The following is a 14,660-nucleotide window of genomic DNA, read 5'->3' as shown; positions in this document are numbered from 1 at the left end:
GTTCGCTCCTCCCTCACAGGGTCATGGAATCCACGCACACGTCCACGTCCTTGACGGTGACGCCGGTGTTCCGGGTGACGACGTAGCGCACCTCATTCATGATGGAGCGGCAGACCGCGGGGAGGTTGACGCCGTTTTCCACGATGATGTGGAGCTCGATGGAGATGGAGTTGTCGTCGTGATAGGTGATGCTGACGCCCTTGCTCATGGCCTCCCGGCGCAGCAGATGCACCAGGCCGTCCGTCATGGAGCGGTAGGCCATGCCCTTGACGCCGAAGCAGTTGGTGGCCGCCATGCCGGTGATGTTGGAGAAGACGGCGCTGCTGACGGTGATCTCGCCGTGGTCAGACTTGAATTGAATCATGAGAACGTCCTTTCTTTCCCAAGAATTGACAGAAAAGCGGCGGGCCGCCGGCCCGGGACAGCCGCTGTCCGATGCCTGTATATTGAGGATCTTATTATATACGATTTCCGGGAAAAGTACAAGCCCAAAAAAGACAGGGCCTCCTGCGGGAAACCTATTGAAAAATCCCGCCGTTTGCCGTAAAATAAACGAATCATGGACTGTGCTGCCCAATGGGCGGGAGAGCAGAAGGAGGGAGCGCCATGCGCGTGATCACCGGTTCCGCCCGGGGCCGCCGGCTGAAGGAGCTGGAGGGGATGGAGACCCGCCCCACCACCGACCGGGTGAAGGAGGGGCTGTTCAGCGCCATCCAGTTCGACATCGAGGGGCGAAAGGTCCTGGACCTGTTCGCCGGCACGGGACAGCTGGGCATCGAGTGCCTCAGCCGGGGCGCCGCCTCCGCCGTGTTCGTGGACCGGCGGGCCGACGCCGTGAAGCTGATCCGGGAGAACCTGAAGCTGACGGAGCTGTCGGACCGGGCCCGGGTGGTGCCGGGGGACGCCATGGAGTTCCTGCAGTCCCTGGGGGAGCGGTTCGACCTTGTGCTGCTGGACCCGCCCTATGCCGCCGGCCTGCTGGAGCCGGCCATCGCCCGGCTGACAGCGTTTGACATTCTCAATCCCCATGGTATAATTGTGGCAGAACACCCGGCGGACCGGGCCCTGCCGCCGGTGGAGCCGCCCTATCGGGTGCGCCGCACATACCGCTACGGCAAGATCGGCCTGACGCTGATCTGCCGGAGCGGAGATCAGGAAAACGAGGAATGACCCCCATGAGAACAGCGATCTGCTCCGGCAGCTTTGACCCCATCACGCTGGGGCATCTGGATATCATTCAGCGGGCGGCGGCCTGCTTTGACCGGGTCTGCGTCTGCGTCAGCCCCAACGCCGAAAAGCGCAATCAGATGTTCACGCCGGAGCAGAAGCTCCTGCTGGTGCGGACGGCGGTGGCGGACCTGCCCAATGTGGAGGCGGAGCTGTGGCCGGGCCTGCTGGCGGACTTCGCGGTGCGCCACCGCGCCTGCGCCATCGTCCGGGGCGTGCGCAACACCACGGACTTCGATGTGGAATACCAGATGGCCCTCATCAACCGGGGGATCCACCCGGAGCTGGAGACGCTGCTGCTGCCCGCCAGCGCGGCGTATCAGCACTTCAGCTCCTCCATGGCCCGGGAGATGATCCGCTATCACCAGCCCCTGGAGAAATACCTGCCCGCATCCATCGTGCCCCTGGTGCGGGAGATGACGGAAAAGAAGGAAGGATGAGTCCCATGGCAAATGATGTGAACCGTTTGATCGATATGATCTACGAGCGGATCGAGGACGCCAAGTCCCCGGCCCTCAAGCCCAGCATGAGCATGGTGGACCGGGACGAGCTGCTGGACCTGCTGGACGAGCTGCGGGCCCAGCTGCCGGTGGAGATCAAGCGCGCCCAGGAGCTGCTCTCCGCCCGGGACAAGTTCGTGGACGACGCCAAGCGGGACGTGGAGCGGATGATGCGCCAGGCGGAGCTGGACGCCAAGGCCAAGGTGTCCGACAGCGAGGTGCTGTACGCCGCCAAGGAGAAGGCCCGCCAGATGGTGGCCCGGGCGGAGGACCGCTGCCGCCAGCTGTACCAGGTGACCAATGAGTACGCCGAGGACGCCCTGGCCCGGACCGAGGAGGCGGTGCAGCTGGCCCTGGACGAGGTGAAGCAGCAGCGGGTGCGGTTCCGCAGCGCCTCCGCCGCCAAGATGCAGGAGCAGCGGGACAAGCTGGACGGGAAGGCCCCCGCCCAGGAGGAGGACGATCAGGAGGGCTGACCCCCGTCAGTCGACCGTAATCCGAAAAATTTGTGAAAAATGCCGAATGATTTGGTGAAACTTTTTCGGCATCGTCTGGATTTTGCGGACGAAATGTGGAAAACGTACCCCTTGGCACAAGATGTTGTGCTGAGGGGTATGTTTTATTTTACGTAAACTTGATAACTGCCGCTCGAACGTTTGTTTTAAAAGCGGGTTTTTGGGCGAAAAATGGCAGAAATTGGCGGCCTGAGCGGGTTTTTCAGCGGAAAAAACTGCTTGCAATCCGGAGGGATTTCGCTTATACTCAGAGCATGTGGTGGGGAAAAGTGGGTAAAAGTAGAGACTGAGTGTCACCAAGACCCCATCCGGACCCAAAAATCGGGTGGAAGGGGGGATTCCTGCATGGCCAGACTGTTGGGAAAATCCAACAACAGCATCGACGCGAAAGGCCGGCTGGTGATCCCCTCCGCCATGCGGGAGGCCCTGGGAGATACGTTTTACATCACCATCGGGGCCGAGCACTGCCTGACCATCTACCCCCAGGCCAAGTGGGACCAGATGTCCGAGGAGATGGACGACCTCACCTATACGGAGGCCCGGGCCCTGACGCTGCTGTACGCCAACGCCGTCCAGTGCGAGCCGGACGCCCAGGGGCGGGTGCTGATCCCCGCCAATCTCCGGGCCCACGCGGGGCTGAAAAAGACCGCCACCATCGTGGGTCTCAACTCCTTTGCCGAGATCTGGGACGAAAAGACCTGGACGGAGCGGGAGCAGCGGATGCTGGAGAGCGACGACATGGCCGCCGCCATGGACGCCCTGGCCCGCGTGCGGCGCAGCCGCGGGTGAGCGCCGATGGAATACACCCACAAGCCCGTGCTGCTGGATGCGTGCATCCAGGCACTGAACATCCGCCCCGACGGCATCTATGTGGACGGCACCCTGGGACGGGCCGGCCACTCCATGGAGATCGCCAGGCGGCTGACCACCGGCCGCCTCATCTGCATCGACCGGGACCAGGCCGCCATCGACGCGGCGCGGGTCCGTCTGGCCCCCTGGCTGGACCGGGTGACCCTGGTCCGCAGCAACTTTTCGGAATTGGGAGAGATCCTCTCCGGCGCCGGCGTCAGCGGTGCCGACGGGATGCTCTTTGACCTGGGCGTGTCCTCCCCCCAGCTGGACGACGCCTCCCGGGGCTTTTCCTACATGCAGGACGCCCCGCTGGACATGCGGATGGACACCTCCGCCCCCCTGAGCGCCTATGAAGTGGTGAACACCTGGAGCCAGGAGGAGCTGCGGCGGATCCTGTATGAGTACGGCGAGGAGCGGTACGCCCCCGCCATCGCGAAAGCCATCGTCCGGGCGCGGGAGACCGCGCCTGTGAACACCACGCTGGAGCTGGTGGAGATCATCAGGGGCGCCATGCCCCCCGCCGCCCTGCGGGAAAAGCAGCACCCCGCCAAGCGGAGCTTTCAGGCCATCCGCATCGCCGTCAACGGCGAGCTGGACGCCCTGCCCCCCATGCTGGAGGCGGCGGTGGACGGCCTGAACCCCGGCGGACGGCTGGCGGTGATCACCTTCCACTCCCTGGAGGACCGGATCGTCAAGCGGACGCTGGCGGATCTGGCGAAGGGCTGCATCTGCCCGCCGGAATTCCCGGTGTGCGTGTGCGGCAGAAAGCCCAGGGTGCGGCTGGTGAACCGCAAGCCCGTCACGGCGGACGGCGCCGAGCTGGCGGACAACCCCCGTGCCCGCAGCGCCAAGCTGCGGGTGGCGGAAAAGTGCGATCCGTTCGATATCTGACAGCGCCGGACAGGCCCGGCGCTTTCCCCCCGCTGGGGGGATCTGTGTGTGAGAACCGCTCCGCGCCTGTTCGGCGGAGCAGAAGGAGGGACCTTCTTTGGCAGCAGCGCGGGAACTGCGGTATCACAGCCGCAGCGCGGTATACGGGGACCTGGCCTATGACCTGGACCGGGAAGTGCGGGAGCATGCCCTGCGCCATGCCGGGGAGGCCCCCCGCCGGCAGCCGGAGGCGGCAAAGGCCCCCGCGCGGGCGAAGCCCCGGGTGCGCAGCCTCTCCAAGGAGCAGGTGCGGCAGCGGCAGAAGGTGTCCGTCCTCTCCGTTCTGGGCGTGGGCGCGGCCATCGGCCTGGCGGTGCTGGTGCTGATGGGCTATATCCAGCTGACGGCCATCTCCTCTCAGGTGGTGGATCTGCAGGAGGAGCTGGAGGCGCTGGAGACGGAGAACGTCTCCCTCACCGCCCAGCATGAGCAGATGTTCGACCTGGCCACCGTGAAAGAGGTGGCGGAGGCGGCGGGCATGAGCCAGCCCAGCAGCAGTCAGATCTACTACATCGACCTGTCCCGGGGGGACAGCGCCGTGGTCTACCAGCAGGAGGAGCCCAACCTCTTCAGCCGTCTGCTGACGTCGCTGAACCATGGGATCTATGCGGTGATCGAATATTTTGAGTAAACGCTGCACTATAATGGAGTGAACGGTGGGGAGTAAGAAGGGGGGTCTTCTTACTCCTTGCTTTGGTATTGCGGGACCCCCGGGCCGGAGGCGGCCCACACCCTCAGGAGGAGACGACATATGGCGAATCGACCCAGAAGAAAAAGCGACGCGGCCCGGCGGGCCAATCAGGTGATCCGGGGCAGGACCATGCTGGTCATGGTCCTGCTGGGCGTGGCCACCTTCACCGTCCTGTTCATGAAGCTGTACGACCTGCAGATCAACCAGTACGACACGCTCCATGCCCGGGCGGTGGGCCAGCAGACCGACAGCTCGGTCATCAGCGCCTCCCGGGGGACCATTTACGACAAGAACGGCGAGATCATGGCCATCTCCTACTCGGCGGAGACGGTGTACGTGGACCCCCACCAGATCCAGCTGTTTGTGGAGAGCCAGCAGGAGGACATCCAGGCGGCGGCGGAAAAGGCCGCCGAGAACGGCGAGACCTACACGGCGCCGGAGGTGCTGGACCAGGCCTACATCGCCCGGGGCCTCAGCCGGATCCTGGAGGTGGATGAGGACACCATCCTGGAGCAGCTGGACAGGACCAGCAACAAATACTGGGTGGTCAAAAGCAAGGTGGACCAGGACGTGGCCGACGAGGTCCGCCGCTTCATCAACGGCGAGATCGACGAGGAGGGCAACCAGCTGACCACCACGGACGCCGACGGCAACACCGTGCTGATCTCCACCGGCGGCCGGCCCAAGCGGCTGCAGGGGATCGCCCTGACGCCGGACACCAAGCGGCTGTATCCCTTCGGCTCCCTGGCGGGCAACGTGATCGGCTTTGTCAACGCGCAGAACGTGGGCTCCTACGGGCTGGAGTCGGCCTATGACGATGTGCTCAACGGCAGCAGCGGCCTGACCGTCACCGCCACCGACGTCAACGGCACCCCGCTGCTGTATAATTACGAGCAGTACTACGACGCGGAGAACGGCAACAGCCTGGTGCTGACGCTGGACACCAACGTGCAGTACTACCTGGAAAAGGGACTGGAGAGCATGCTGGATAAGTACGACGCCAAGTACGGCGGCACCGGCATCGTCATGGATGTGAATTCCGGGGCCATCCTGGCCATGGCCTCCTACCCCAATTACGACCCCAGCGACTACAGCACCATCTACTCCGACCAGCTGCAGGAGCTGCTGGACGCCGAGCTGGCGGAGATCCAGCAGAACAGAAGCAGCTACAAGACCGAGGAGGAGTACCAGACCGCCCTGGACAAGGCGCTGGGCAACGCCCAGAACCAGCAGTGGCGGAACAAGTGCTACCAGGACACCTATGAGCCCGGCTCCACCTACAAGCCCATCACCCTGGCCATGGCGCTGGAGGAGGGGCTGGTGAACATGAACAGCACCTTCAACTGCACCGGCGTCGTACAGGTGGGACCGTGGCAGATCCACTGCTCCAAGCGGTCCGGCCACGGCCTGCAGATCCTGAAGGAGGCGGTGGGCAACTCCTGCAACCCGGCCTTCATCGACATCGGCAGCCGGGTGGGCGGCGAGAAGTACTACGAGTACATGGAGTCCTTCGGCCTGCTGGAGGAGACCGGCGTCGACCTGGTGGGCGAGGCCACGGGCATCGCCAATCAGGAGGGGCTGCTGACCGACGCCTCCGCCCTGGCCTCCTACTCCTTCGGCCAGACCTTCACCGTCACGCCCCTGGAGCTGATCCGGGCCCAGGCGGCCACCATCAACGGCGGCTATCTGTACACCCCCTATCTGGTGGAGCAGGTGCTGGACGACGAGGGCAACGTGATCTCCCAGCATGAGCCCCAGGCCGTGCGGCAGGTCATCAGCGAGGAGACCTCCGCCAAGGTGCGGGAGTGCCTGGAGTGGGTCATCTCCGACGGCGGCGGCCGCAACGGCCAGGTGGCCGGCTACCGCATCGGCGGCAAGACCGGCACGGCGGATAAGACCGGCACCCGGAACACCACCCGGGAAGTGGTGGTCTCCTTCATGTGCTTCGCCCCGGCGGACGACCCGCAGATCATCATGCTGCTGACCATGGACACCCCCAGCCGCACCACCGGCACCGCCGTGTACGGCGGCACCATGGTGGCCCCCGTGGCCAGCCAGATCATGAGCGAGATCCTGCCCCAGCTGGGCATCGAGCCGGACTACACCGCCGAGGAGCTGGTGGGGGCGGACACCACCGTCCCCAACCTGGTGGGCGAGACCCGCGCGGACGCGGAGGACCGGCTGGAGAGCCTGGGCTTCTCCTACCGGACCGTGGGCGACGGAGACACCGTCACCGACCAGACGCCGGTGGGCGGCGCCATCGTCCCGGGCAACGCCACCATCATCCTCTACCTGGGGGAGGAGAAGCCGGACACCCCCTGCACCGTGCCCAACGTGGTGGGGATGACGGCCTCCGCCGCCAACAAGGCCATCACCAACGCGGGCCTCATCATGAAGGTCACCGGCACCACCTCCGCCAGCTCCGGCAATGTGTACGCCATCACCCAGTCCATCCCGGGCGGCACGGAGGCGGCGGCGGGCACCGTGGTGACCGTCCAGTTCGGCGACAACTCGGTGCTGGACTGAGAAAGCAGATTTTGCATGGTTTTTGGCACCATCCTCTATATATTTTGCAAAACCCCCTGTTTATAATAAGGGCGGTATGTTCCATGCCAAACTGAATGAAGGGGCGTTTGTATGATGAAACTGAAGGATCTTCTGGCAGGGCTGGCGCCGCTGTCCGCCACGGCGGACCCGGAGACGGAGATCTCCCATATCAGCTATGACTCCCGGACCACGGCGCCCGGGGACGTGTTCGTGGCCATGACCGGCTTCGCCACCGACGGCCACGCCTATATCGGCAGGGCCGCGGCGGCGGGCGCCGCGGCGGTGGTGTGCGAGCGGGCGCCGGAGGATGCCGCCATCCCCTATGTCCAGGTGGCGGACGCCCGCCAGGCCCTGGCGGTGATGGCCGCCAACTGGTACGGCCATCCGGCGGACCACATGACCATGGTGGCCGTCACCGGCACCAACGGCAAGACCACCACCACCTATTTGCTGAAGGCCATCTTGGAGCAGGAGGCGGGGGCCAAGGTGGGTCTCATCGGCACCAACCAGAACATGATCGGCGGCGAGGCGATCCCCACGGAGCGCACCACGCCGGAGTCCCTGGAACTCCAGGAGCTGTTCGCCCGGATGCGCGCCGCCGGCTGCACCCACGTGGTGATGGAGGCCTCCTCCCACGCCCTGTTTCTGAAGCGGGTGTACGGCATCCGCTTCGCCGTGGGCATCTTCACCAATCTCACCCAGGACCACCTGGACTTCCACAAGACCATGGAGGCCTACTGCGACGCCAAGGCCATCCTGTTCCAGAACTGCGAGGTGGGCGTCTGCAACGCCGACGACCCCTGGACGGAGCGGCTGCTGCGGGACGCCACCTGCCGGCGGTACTTCTACGCGGAGCGCGCGGACGCGGACCTGCGGGCGGAGAACATCGCCCTGGCGGCGGACCACATCGCCTTCGACGCGGTGACGAAAGACGGGCGGACGCCCATCAAAGTTGGCATCCCGGGCGGATTTATGGTATATAATACCCTGGATGTGCTGGGCGCGGCCCTGGCCCTGGGGGTGCCCCTGGAGCGGAGCGCCGACGCCCTGGCCCGGGTCCCCCATGTGAAGGGCCGGGTGGAGGTGGTCCCCACCCCGGGAAAGGACTACACGGTCCTCATCGACTACTCCCACACCCCCGACAGCCTGGAGAACATCCTCCGGACGGTGAAGGGCTTTGCCAAGGGCCGCACCGTGGCGCTGTTCGGCTGCGGCGGCGACCGGGATAAGACCAAGCGGCCCATCATGGGCAGGGTCGCGGCGGAGCTGGCGGACTTTGTCATCGTCACCTCCGACAACCCCCGGACCGAGGACCCGGAGGCCATCATCGCCGACATCCTGCCGGGCCTGGAGGGGACCGACACCCCCTGTCAGGTGATCTGCGACCGGGTGGAGGCCATCCGCTGGGCGATGGACCACGCACAGCCCGGCGACGTGATCGCCCTGTGCGGCAAGGGCCATGAGACCTATCAGGAAATCAACCATCAAAAGTTCCACATGGACGAACGGGAGATCGTGGCGGACTATCTGGCAGGCAAATGATCGCCGGGAGTCCGGCGCGGAACAGAACGCACCAAAGCGCCGGGCTGTGTCCGGCGGAGAGAGGGAGAGGAACATGACACTATCATTGATCGCGGCAGGCGTCAGCTTTGTGCTGACGCTGCTCATCGGCAAATTTCTCATTCCGGAACTGCACAAGCTGAAGGCCGGCCAGGAGATCCGGGAGGACGGCCCCACCTGGCACAAGGCCAAGGCCGGCACCCCCACCATGGGCGGCATCATGTTCATCCTGGGGGCCGGCGTCACCATTTTCGTGCTGGGCTGGCGGTTCATGCTGGAGGGGCAGTTCAGCCACCTCTATGTGTATCTGTTCGCCCTGATCTTCGGCCTCATCGGCTTTGTGGACGACTACCGCAAGGTCCGCCAGCACCAGAACGAGGGGCTGACGGCCCGGCAGAAGTTCATCCTGCAGCTGGCGGCGGCGGTGGTGTTCCTGGTGCTGATGCGGTATGAGGGCCTGCTGACCAACGACCTGTATATCCCCTTCCTGAACATCAGCTTCACCATCAACTGGATCGTGTACCTGATCTTCGCCGCCTTCGTCATCGTGGGCTGCGTCAACGCCGTGAACCTGACCGACGGCATCGACGGCCTGGCCTCCAGCGTCACCTTCGTGGTGATGGCGTTCTTCACCGTGGCCGGCGTCCTGTGGAGCGCCTACGGCATCCAGGCCCTGTTCCCGGCGGCCATGGCGGGGGGGCTTGCGGCCTTCTTCGTCTACAACCACCACCCGGCCAAGGTCTTTATGGGCGACACCGGCAGCCTCTTCCTGGGGGGCGCCGTGGCGGCCCTGGCCTTTGTGTTCGACATGCCCCTGGTGCTGATCCCCGTGGGCATCATCTACATCCTGGAGACCCTGTCCGACATCATCCAGGTGGGCTACTTCAAGCTGACCCACGGCAAGCGGTTCTTCAAGATGGCGCCGCTGCACCACCATCTGGAGCTGTCCGGCTGGAGCGAGGCGAAGCTGGTGTGCGTGTTTTCCCTGGTGACGCTGATCGGCTGCGTGCTGGCCTATCTGGGCGTCCAGGGGCGGTATTGAGCGTCCTTCAGAGGACGGCTGAGATCCTAAGGAGAGGAGGGAAGAGCGGATGGTGCAGCAAAAGCGCGCGGCGGCCCGCCGCCGGCCCCTGAGCCGGGAAGAGGCCCTGGCCCGGCAGGAGCGCCAGCAGCGCCGGCGGGAGAAGGAAGAGGAGAGCCGGGAGCTGGCCAAGGGCCCCATTGACCTGCCCTTTTTCATCCTGGTGCTGCTGCTGACCGGCATCGGCCTGGTGATGCTGCTGTCCGCCAGCTTCCCCTCCGCCTACTATGAGACGGACGGCCAGAACCCCCTGTACTACTTCACCCGGCAGGGCGTCTTTGCCATCATGGGCGTGGCGGCCATGCTCTTCATCGGCAAGATCAACTACCAGCGGTTCCGGGGCCTGGCCAAGCCGCTGCTGTACCTGTCCGTCATCCTGCTGATCCTGGTGGCGATCCCGGGGAACCCTCTGGCCATCACCCGGAACAACGCCACCCGCTGGCTGGGCATCCCCGGCACCTCCCTGCAGTTCCAGCCCTCGGAGATTGCAAAGCTGGCGGTCATCATCTACTTCGGCGACAGCATCTCCAAAAAGAAGGACCGGATGCGGACGTTCCGCTACGGCATCCTGCCCTACGTCATCATCCTGGTGGTGCTGGCCGGGCTGGTGGGCATCGAGCCCCACCTCTCCGGCGCCATTCTGGTGCTGGGCGTGGGCGCGGTGATGATGCTGGTGGGCGGCATCCACTGGGGCTGGGTAGGCGGCGCCATCGCCGCCGCCGGCGGGCTGCTGTACTTTGTGGTGTTTGTCCTGGACTACAACCGCTCCCGGTTCGAATACTGGCTCAACCCCTGGGCGGATGCCCAGGGCAGCGGCTATCAGCTGTCCCAGAGCCTGCTGACCATCGGCTCCGGCGGCCTGCTGGGCGTGGGACTGGGCAAGAGCCGGCAGAAGTTTTTGTACCTGCCGGAGGAGCACAACGACTTCATCTTCGCCATCGTCTGCGAGGAGCTGGGCCTCATCGGCGCCACGGTCATCATGCTGCTGTTCGCCGCCCTGATCCTCCGGGGCTTCTGGATCGCCCTTCACGCCAGGGACCGGTTCGGCAGCCTGATGGTGGTGGGCGTGGTGACGCTGGTGGGGCTGCAGACCTTTTTGAACATCGGCGTGGTGACGGGCCTGCTGCCAACCACCGGCATCTCCCTGCCGTTTTTCAGCTACGGCGGCACGGCCCTCTCCATCCAGCTGGCGGAGATGGGCATCGTCCTGTCGGTCTCCAGGCAGATGAAGCCCACGAAGGCGGGATAGTTTATTCAATTCGGAATTAGGAATGAGGAATTAGGAATTATGAGAGTGAAGAGTTGAGAGTGGAGAGTGAAGATTTTGTGTTCCGCCGCAGGCGGAACGATCTTGATCCGTCCGGCTGCGCCGGACACATCAATTCCTAACTCCTAATTCCTAATTCCTAATTCCTAACTCTCACAGCGTGGTGATTCGATGGGAAAACAACTCAAACGGGTGATCTTCACCTGCGGCGGCACGGCGGGGCATGTGAATCCCGCCATCGCTCTTGCCCAGCTGATGCACGAAAAGGACCCGGAGACAGAGTTCCTGTTCGTGGGGGCGGAGCGGGGGCTGGAAAAGGACCTGATCCCCAAGGCGGGCTATGACTTCCGCACGGTCCACATCTCCAGCTTCCACCGGTCCCTGAAGCCCCGGGAGATCCGGCACAACCTGATCTCCGTGGGGAATCTGATGCGGGCCCCCCGGGAGGCCCGGGCCATCCTGCGGGCGTTTTCGCCGGACGTGGTCATCGGCACCGGCGGCTACGCCAGCTTCCCCATGGTGAAGGCCGCCGCCAAGGCCGGCATCCCCACGGCGGTCCACGAGTCCAACATGGTCCCCGGCCTCACCACCGAGATGCTGGAGCCCTTCGCGGACCGGATCATGGTGGGCTTCGAGGCCTGCCGGGAGCACTACCGCCACCCGGAGAAGGTCATCGTCACCGGCACGCCGGTGCGGCAGGACTTCTTCCGCCTGACCAAGGCGGAAGCCAAGCGGCAGCTGGGCGTGGACGACGGACGGCCCCTGCTGGTGTCCTTCTGGGGGTCCCTGGGCGCCGCCGGCATGAACCGGCTGATGGCGGACTTCCTGGCCCTGGAGGCGGCGAAGGAGCCCTTCCACCACATCCACGGCGCCGGGAAGAGCGGCTGCCCCGTGCTGCTGGACCTGCTGCGGGAGAAGGGCGTGGATCTGAAGGACCACCCGGCCCTGCAGGTGCGGGAGTACATCTACGACATGGCCCCCGTCATGCGGGCGGCGGACCTGGTGCTCTGCCGGGCCGGCGCCTCCACCATCAGCGAGCTGACGGCCCTGGGGGTCCCGGCGCTGATCGTGCCGTCCCCCTATGTCACCAACAACCACCAGGAGAAGAACGCCCGGGTGCTGGAGGCCGCCGGCGGCGCCGTGGTGCTGCTGGAGCCGGACTGCTCTGGCCAGGCGCTGTTCCGGGCGGCCAGCGGCATCCTGCATGACCAGGAGCGCCGGACGGCTATGGAAAACGCCATGTCCGCCCTGGGGATCCGGGACGCCACGGAACGAATTTATCAAACGGTGCTGGAGATCTGCCGGTAACCACAAAACCCCGCCGGCCATAGGATGGACTGTTGAACCATTCTGGATTCGGAGGGGAACGGATATGAGCCAGCTTTTGTTGGTGCGGGGCGGCCGGCGCCTGGAGGGCGAGGTCGCGATCCAGGGGGCCAAGAACAGCGTCCTGCCGATCCTGGCGGCCACGCTGCTCGCAAAGGGACCGGTGGTGCTGCGGGGCTGCCCCCGCCTGCGGGACGTGGACGCCTCCGTCCGCATCCTGCGGCACCTGGGCTGCGAGGCCCACTGGGAGGCGGACGCCCTGGCGGTGGACACCGCCGGCTTGAACCGCTGTGAGATCTCTGATATACTGATGCGGGAGATGCGCTCCTCCGCCATCTTTCTGGGGGCCATCCTGGCCCGGTGCGGCCGGGCGGACCTGAGCTACCCCGGCGGGTGCGAGCTGGGGCCCCGGCCCATCGACCTCCACCTCTCCGGCCTGCGGGAGCTGGGGGCGGAGATCCGGGAGGAGGGCGGCTTTCTCCACTGCCGGGCGCCCCGGCTGCGGGGACGGGAAGTGGTGCTGCGGATGCCCTCCGTGGGCGCCACGGAGAATTTGATGCTGGCCGCCTGCGGCTGCGAGGGCACCACGGTGATCTCCAACGCCGCCCGGGAGCCGGAGGTGGTGGACCTGCAGGACTTCCTCAACGCCTGCGGGGCCCGCGTCTTTGGGGCGGGCAGCTCCAGCGTGTCCATTGAGGGCGGGCGGAAGCTCCACGGATGTACGTACCGGGTCATGCCGGACCGGATCGCGGCGGCTACTTACCTCTGCGCGGCGGCCTCCGCCGGCGGGAACATCTATCTCCGGGGCGCGGAGGAGCGCCATCTGGCCACCGTCACCGCCGCCCTGCGGGAGGCGGGCTGCGCCGTCACGGCGGACGGGGCGGGCATCCGGGCCGTGTGCCGGGAGCGGCTCCGGGCCGTGGGGCCGGTGCAGACGGCGCCCTACCCGGGCTTTCCCACAGACGCCCAGGCGGTGCTGATGGCGGCGCTGCTGCGCAGCCGGGGCGCCACGGTGTTTGAGGAGAACATCTTTGAGAATCGCTACCGCCACGTGGATGAGCTGATCCGCATGGGGGCCAGCATCCGGGTGTCCGGCCGGGTGGCGGTGGTCACCGGTGTGGAGCGGCTCCACGGCGCCCCGGTGCGGTGCACGGACCTGCGGGGCGGGGCGGCCCTCTGTGTGGCGGCCCTGGCGGCGGAGGGGGAGACCCGGGTCTCCCAGATCTGCCACATCGACCGGGGCTACGAGGACCTGGCCCGGGACCTGCGGGCCCTGGGGGCCGACGCGGAGCGCGTGGAAGATACAGAAACCGACAGCTAGGAGAGACGACATGGCCAGACGCAGACATTCCAACCGGCGGCGCAGGAGGGGAAACTTCGGCTTCCTCTATAAGCTGCTGTCCGTGCTGGTGATCTGCGGGGCCGTGGTGACGGCGCTGACGCTGTTCTTCCGGGTGGACACCATCCGGGTCACCGGGACAGAGCGGTACACGGAGGACGAGGTGATCGGGGCCAGCGGCATCCAGCTGGGCGACAACCTCTTCCTGCTGAACAAGTACGAGGCCGCCCGCAGCATCGCGGAAAAGCTGCCCTACATCGACATCGAGGACATCTGGATCCGGCGGGAGCTGCCGGACACCCTGCTCATCGACGTGGCCGAGTGCGGCACGCCCCTGGCGGTGGTCCAGGACGGCAGCGCCTGGCTGGTGAGCGCCAGGGGCAAGATCGTGGAGCAGCTGCCCGCCGCCCAGGCCGGGGACTATGCCGTCATCGACGGGTGCGAGCTGCTGGCCCCCTCTGTGGGGACGGACATCGCCCTGTCCACGGAGTACGCCAGTCAGCAGTCCAGCCTGCTGGCGCTGATGACGGCGCTGGAGGCGGCGGACCGGATGGACCAGGTGGACGCCATCCACCTGAGCGATCTGTCCCAGCTGGTCATGGACTACGCCGGCCGCTTTTCCGTGGAGATGCCCTACAGCGCGGACTATGAGCAGGCGCTGAAGATCGTCCAGGGCGTGGTGGACACGCTGGAGACCAACCAGACGGGCACCATCCACCTGGATCCGGGCAGTATCCACGAGGTCATCGTGACCCTGGACTGAGACGCTTCCGGCGAAAACTGCCGAAGAGAGGGGACGGGGCGCCGCCCCTTCTTCATTTCCTC

General features: G+C 65.7%; 14 protein-coding genes. 13 read left to right on the top strand and 1 reads right to left on the bottom strand.

From position 1 onward, the window contains the following. Positions 1–13: 13 nt before the first annotated feature. Positions 14–364, bottom strand: coding sequence for an Asp23/Gls24 family envelope stress response protein (locus H9X91_RS03390; protein WP_204802497.1), 351 nt, complete (start codon positions 362–364; stop codon positions 14–16). Between the two features lie 242 nt (positions 365–606). Here H9X91_RS03390 and rsmD point away from each other — a divergent pair, with 242 nt between their 5' ends. The 13 genes from rsmD (at position 607) to H9X91_RS03325 (ending at position 14,598) form a co-directional block, all read left to right on the top strand. Beyond that, positions 607–1,170, top strand: coding sequence for a 16S rRNA (guanine(966)-N(2))-methyltransferase RsmD (gene rsmD / locus H9X91_RS03385; protein ID WP_204802495.1), 564 nt, complete (start codon positions 607–609; stop codon positions 1,168–1,170). Positions 1,171–1,175: 5 nt separating this feature from the next. Continuing rightward, entirely contained in the window at positions 1,176–1,667 is a 492-nt protein-coding gene (coaD, locus tag H9X91_RS03380; RefSeq protein ID WP_204802493.1) for a pantetheine-phosphate adenylyltransferase, read from the top strand. 5 nt (positions 1,668–1,672) lie between these two features. Beyond that, positions 1,673–2,203, top strand: a complete 531-nt coding sequence (locus H9X91_RS03375; RefSeq protein WP_204802491.1) for a hypothetical protein — start codon at positions 1,673–1,675, stop codon at positions 2,201–2,203. Positions 2,204–2,587: 384 nt separating this feature from the next. After that, positions 2,588–3,031 carry a division/cell wall cluster transcriptional repressor MraZ gene (gene mraZ / locus H9X91_RS03370; protein ID WP_204802489.1) on the top strand — a complete coding sequence of 148 codons (444 nt, stop codon included), beginning with the start codon at positions 2,588–2,590 and terminating at the stop codon, positions 3,029–3,031. Positions 3,032–3,037: 6 nt separating this feature from the next. Next, entirely contained in the window at positions 3,038–3,985 is a 948-nt protein-coding gene (rsmH, locus tag H9X91_RS03365) for a 16S rRNA (cytosine(1402)-N(4))-methyltransferase RsmH (RefSeq protein WP_204802487.1), read from the top strand. Between the two features lie 97 nt (positions 3,986–4,082). After that, positions 4,083–4,655, top strand: coding sequence for a hypothetical protein (locus H9X91_RS03360; RefSeq protein ID WP_204802485.1), 573 nt, complete (start codon positions 4,083–4,085; stop codon positions 4,653–4,655). Positions 4,656–4,775: 120 nt separating this feature from the next. Beyond that, positions 4,776–7,241, top strand: coding sequence for a penicillin-binding transpeptidase domain-containing protein (locus H9X91_RS03355; protein WP_204802483.1), 2,466 nt, complete (start codon positions 4,776–4,778; stop codon positions 7,239–7,241). Positions 7,242–7,352: 111 nt separating this feature from the next. After that, complete coding sequence (locus H9X91_RS03350; RefSeq protein WP_476739237.1) at positions 7,353–8,804, top strand: UDP-N-acetylmuramoyl-L-alanyl-D-glutamate--2,6-diaminopimelate ligase; 1,452 nt, start codon at positions 7,353–7,355, stop codon at positions 8,802–8,804. 73 nt (positions 8,805–8,877) lie between these two features. Beyond that, entirely contained in the window at positions 8,878–9,864 is a 987-nt protein-coding gene (gene mraY / locus H9X91_RS03345; protein ID WP_204802481.1) for a phospho-N-acetylmuramoyl-pentapeptide-transferase, read from the top strand. Positions 9,865–9,913: 49 nt separating this feature from the next. Continuing rightward, a complete protein-coding gene (gene ftsW / locus H9X91_RS03340; protein WP_204802479.1) occupies positions 9,914–11,152 on the top strand; it encodes a putative lipid II flippase FtsW in 1,239 nt (412 codons plus the stop codon). Between the two features lie 189 nt (positions 11,153–11,341). Then, on the top strand, positions 11,342–12,478 hold the full coding sequence (gene murG, locus H9X91_RS03335) for an undecaprenyldiphospho-muramoylpentapeptide beta-N-acetylglucosaminyltransferase (RefSeq protein ID WP_204802477.1): 1,137 nt from the start codon (positions 11,342–11,344) through the stop codon (positions 12,476–12,478). A gap of 64 nt (positions 12,479–12,542) precedes the next feature. After that, positions 12,543–13,817, top strand: a complete 1,275-nt coding sequence (gene murA / locus H9X91_RS03330) for a UDP-N-acetylglucosamine 1-carboxyvinyltransferase (protein WP_204802475.1) — start codon at positions 12,543–12,545, stop codon at positions 13,815–13,817. Between the two features lie 10 nt (positions 13,818–13,827). After that, entirely contained in the window at positions 13,828–14,598 is a 771-nt protein-coding gene (locus H9X91_RS03325; RefSeq protein ID WP_204802473.1) for a cell division protein FtsQ/DivIB, read from the top strand. Positions 14,599–14,660: the final 62 nt, after the last annotated feature.

The sequence above is a fragment of the Oscillibacter valericigenes genome, from assembly GCF_016902445.1.
GTDB classification, from domain to species: Bacteria; Bacillota; Clostridia; order Oscillospirales; family Oscillospiraceae; genus Oscillibacter; species Oscillibacter avistercoris.
Note: the sequence above shows the minus strand (reverse complement) of the source record. Positions and strands in the feature narration are given on the sequence as shown.

What these genes read in the sequence shown, in the direction of transcription:
- rsmD (WP_204802495.1), top strand. Translation starts at nt 607, where the DNA reads ATGCGCGTGATCACCGGTTCCGCCCGGGGCCGCCGGCTGAAGGAGCTG.
- H9X91_RS03390 (WP_204802497.1), bottom strand. Translation starts at nt 364, where the DNA reads ATGATTCAATTCAAGTCTGACCACGGCGAGATCACCGTCAGCAGCGCC.
- H9X91_RS03325 (WP_204802473.1), top strand. Translation starts at nt 13,828, where the DNA reads ATGGCCAGACGCAGACATTCCAACCGGCGGCGCAGGAGGGGAAACTTC.
- mraZ (WP_204802489.1), top strand. Translation starts at nt 2,588, where the DNA reads ATGGCCAGACTGTTGGGAAAATCCAACAACAGCATCGACGCGAAAGGC.
- mraY (WP_204802481.1), top strand. Translation starts at nt 8,878, where the DNA reads ATGACACTATCATTGATCGCGGCAGGCGTCAGCTTTGTGCTGACGCTG.
- ftsW (WP_204802479.1), top strand. Translation starts at nt 9,914, where the DNA reads ATGGTGCAGCAAAAGCGCGCGGCGGCCCGCCGCCGGCCCCTGAGCCGG.
- rsmH (WP_204802487.1), top strand. Translation starts at nt 3,038, where the DNA reads ATGGAATACACCCACAAGCCCGTGCTGCTGGATGCGTGCATCCAGGCA.
- coaD (WP_204802493.1), top strand. Translation starts at nt 1,176, where the DNA reads ATGAGAACAGCGATCTGCTCCGGCAGCTTTGACCCCATCACGCTGGGG.
- H9X91_RS03375 (WP_204802491.1), top strand. Translation starts at nt 1,673, where the DNA reads ATGGCAAATGATGTGAACCGTTTGATCGATATGATCTACGAGCGGATC.
- H9X91_RS03355 (WP_204802483.1), top strand. Translation starts at nt 4,776, where the DNA reads ATGGCGAATCGACCCAGAAGAAAAAGCGACGCGGCCCGGCGGGCCAAT.
- murG (WP_204802477.1), top strand. Translation starts at nt 11,342, where the DNA reads ATGGGAAAACAACTCAAACGGGTGATCTTCACCTGCGGCGGCACGGCG.
- H9X91_RS03350 (WP_476739237.1), top strand. Translation starts at nt 7,353, where the DNA reads ATGATGAAACTGAAGGATCTTCTGGCAGGGCTGGCGCCGCTGTCCGCC.
- murA (WP_204802475.1), top strand. Translation starts at nt 12,543, where the DNA reads ATGAGCCAGCTTTTGTTGGTGCGGGGCGGCCGGCGCCTGGAGGGCGAG.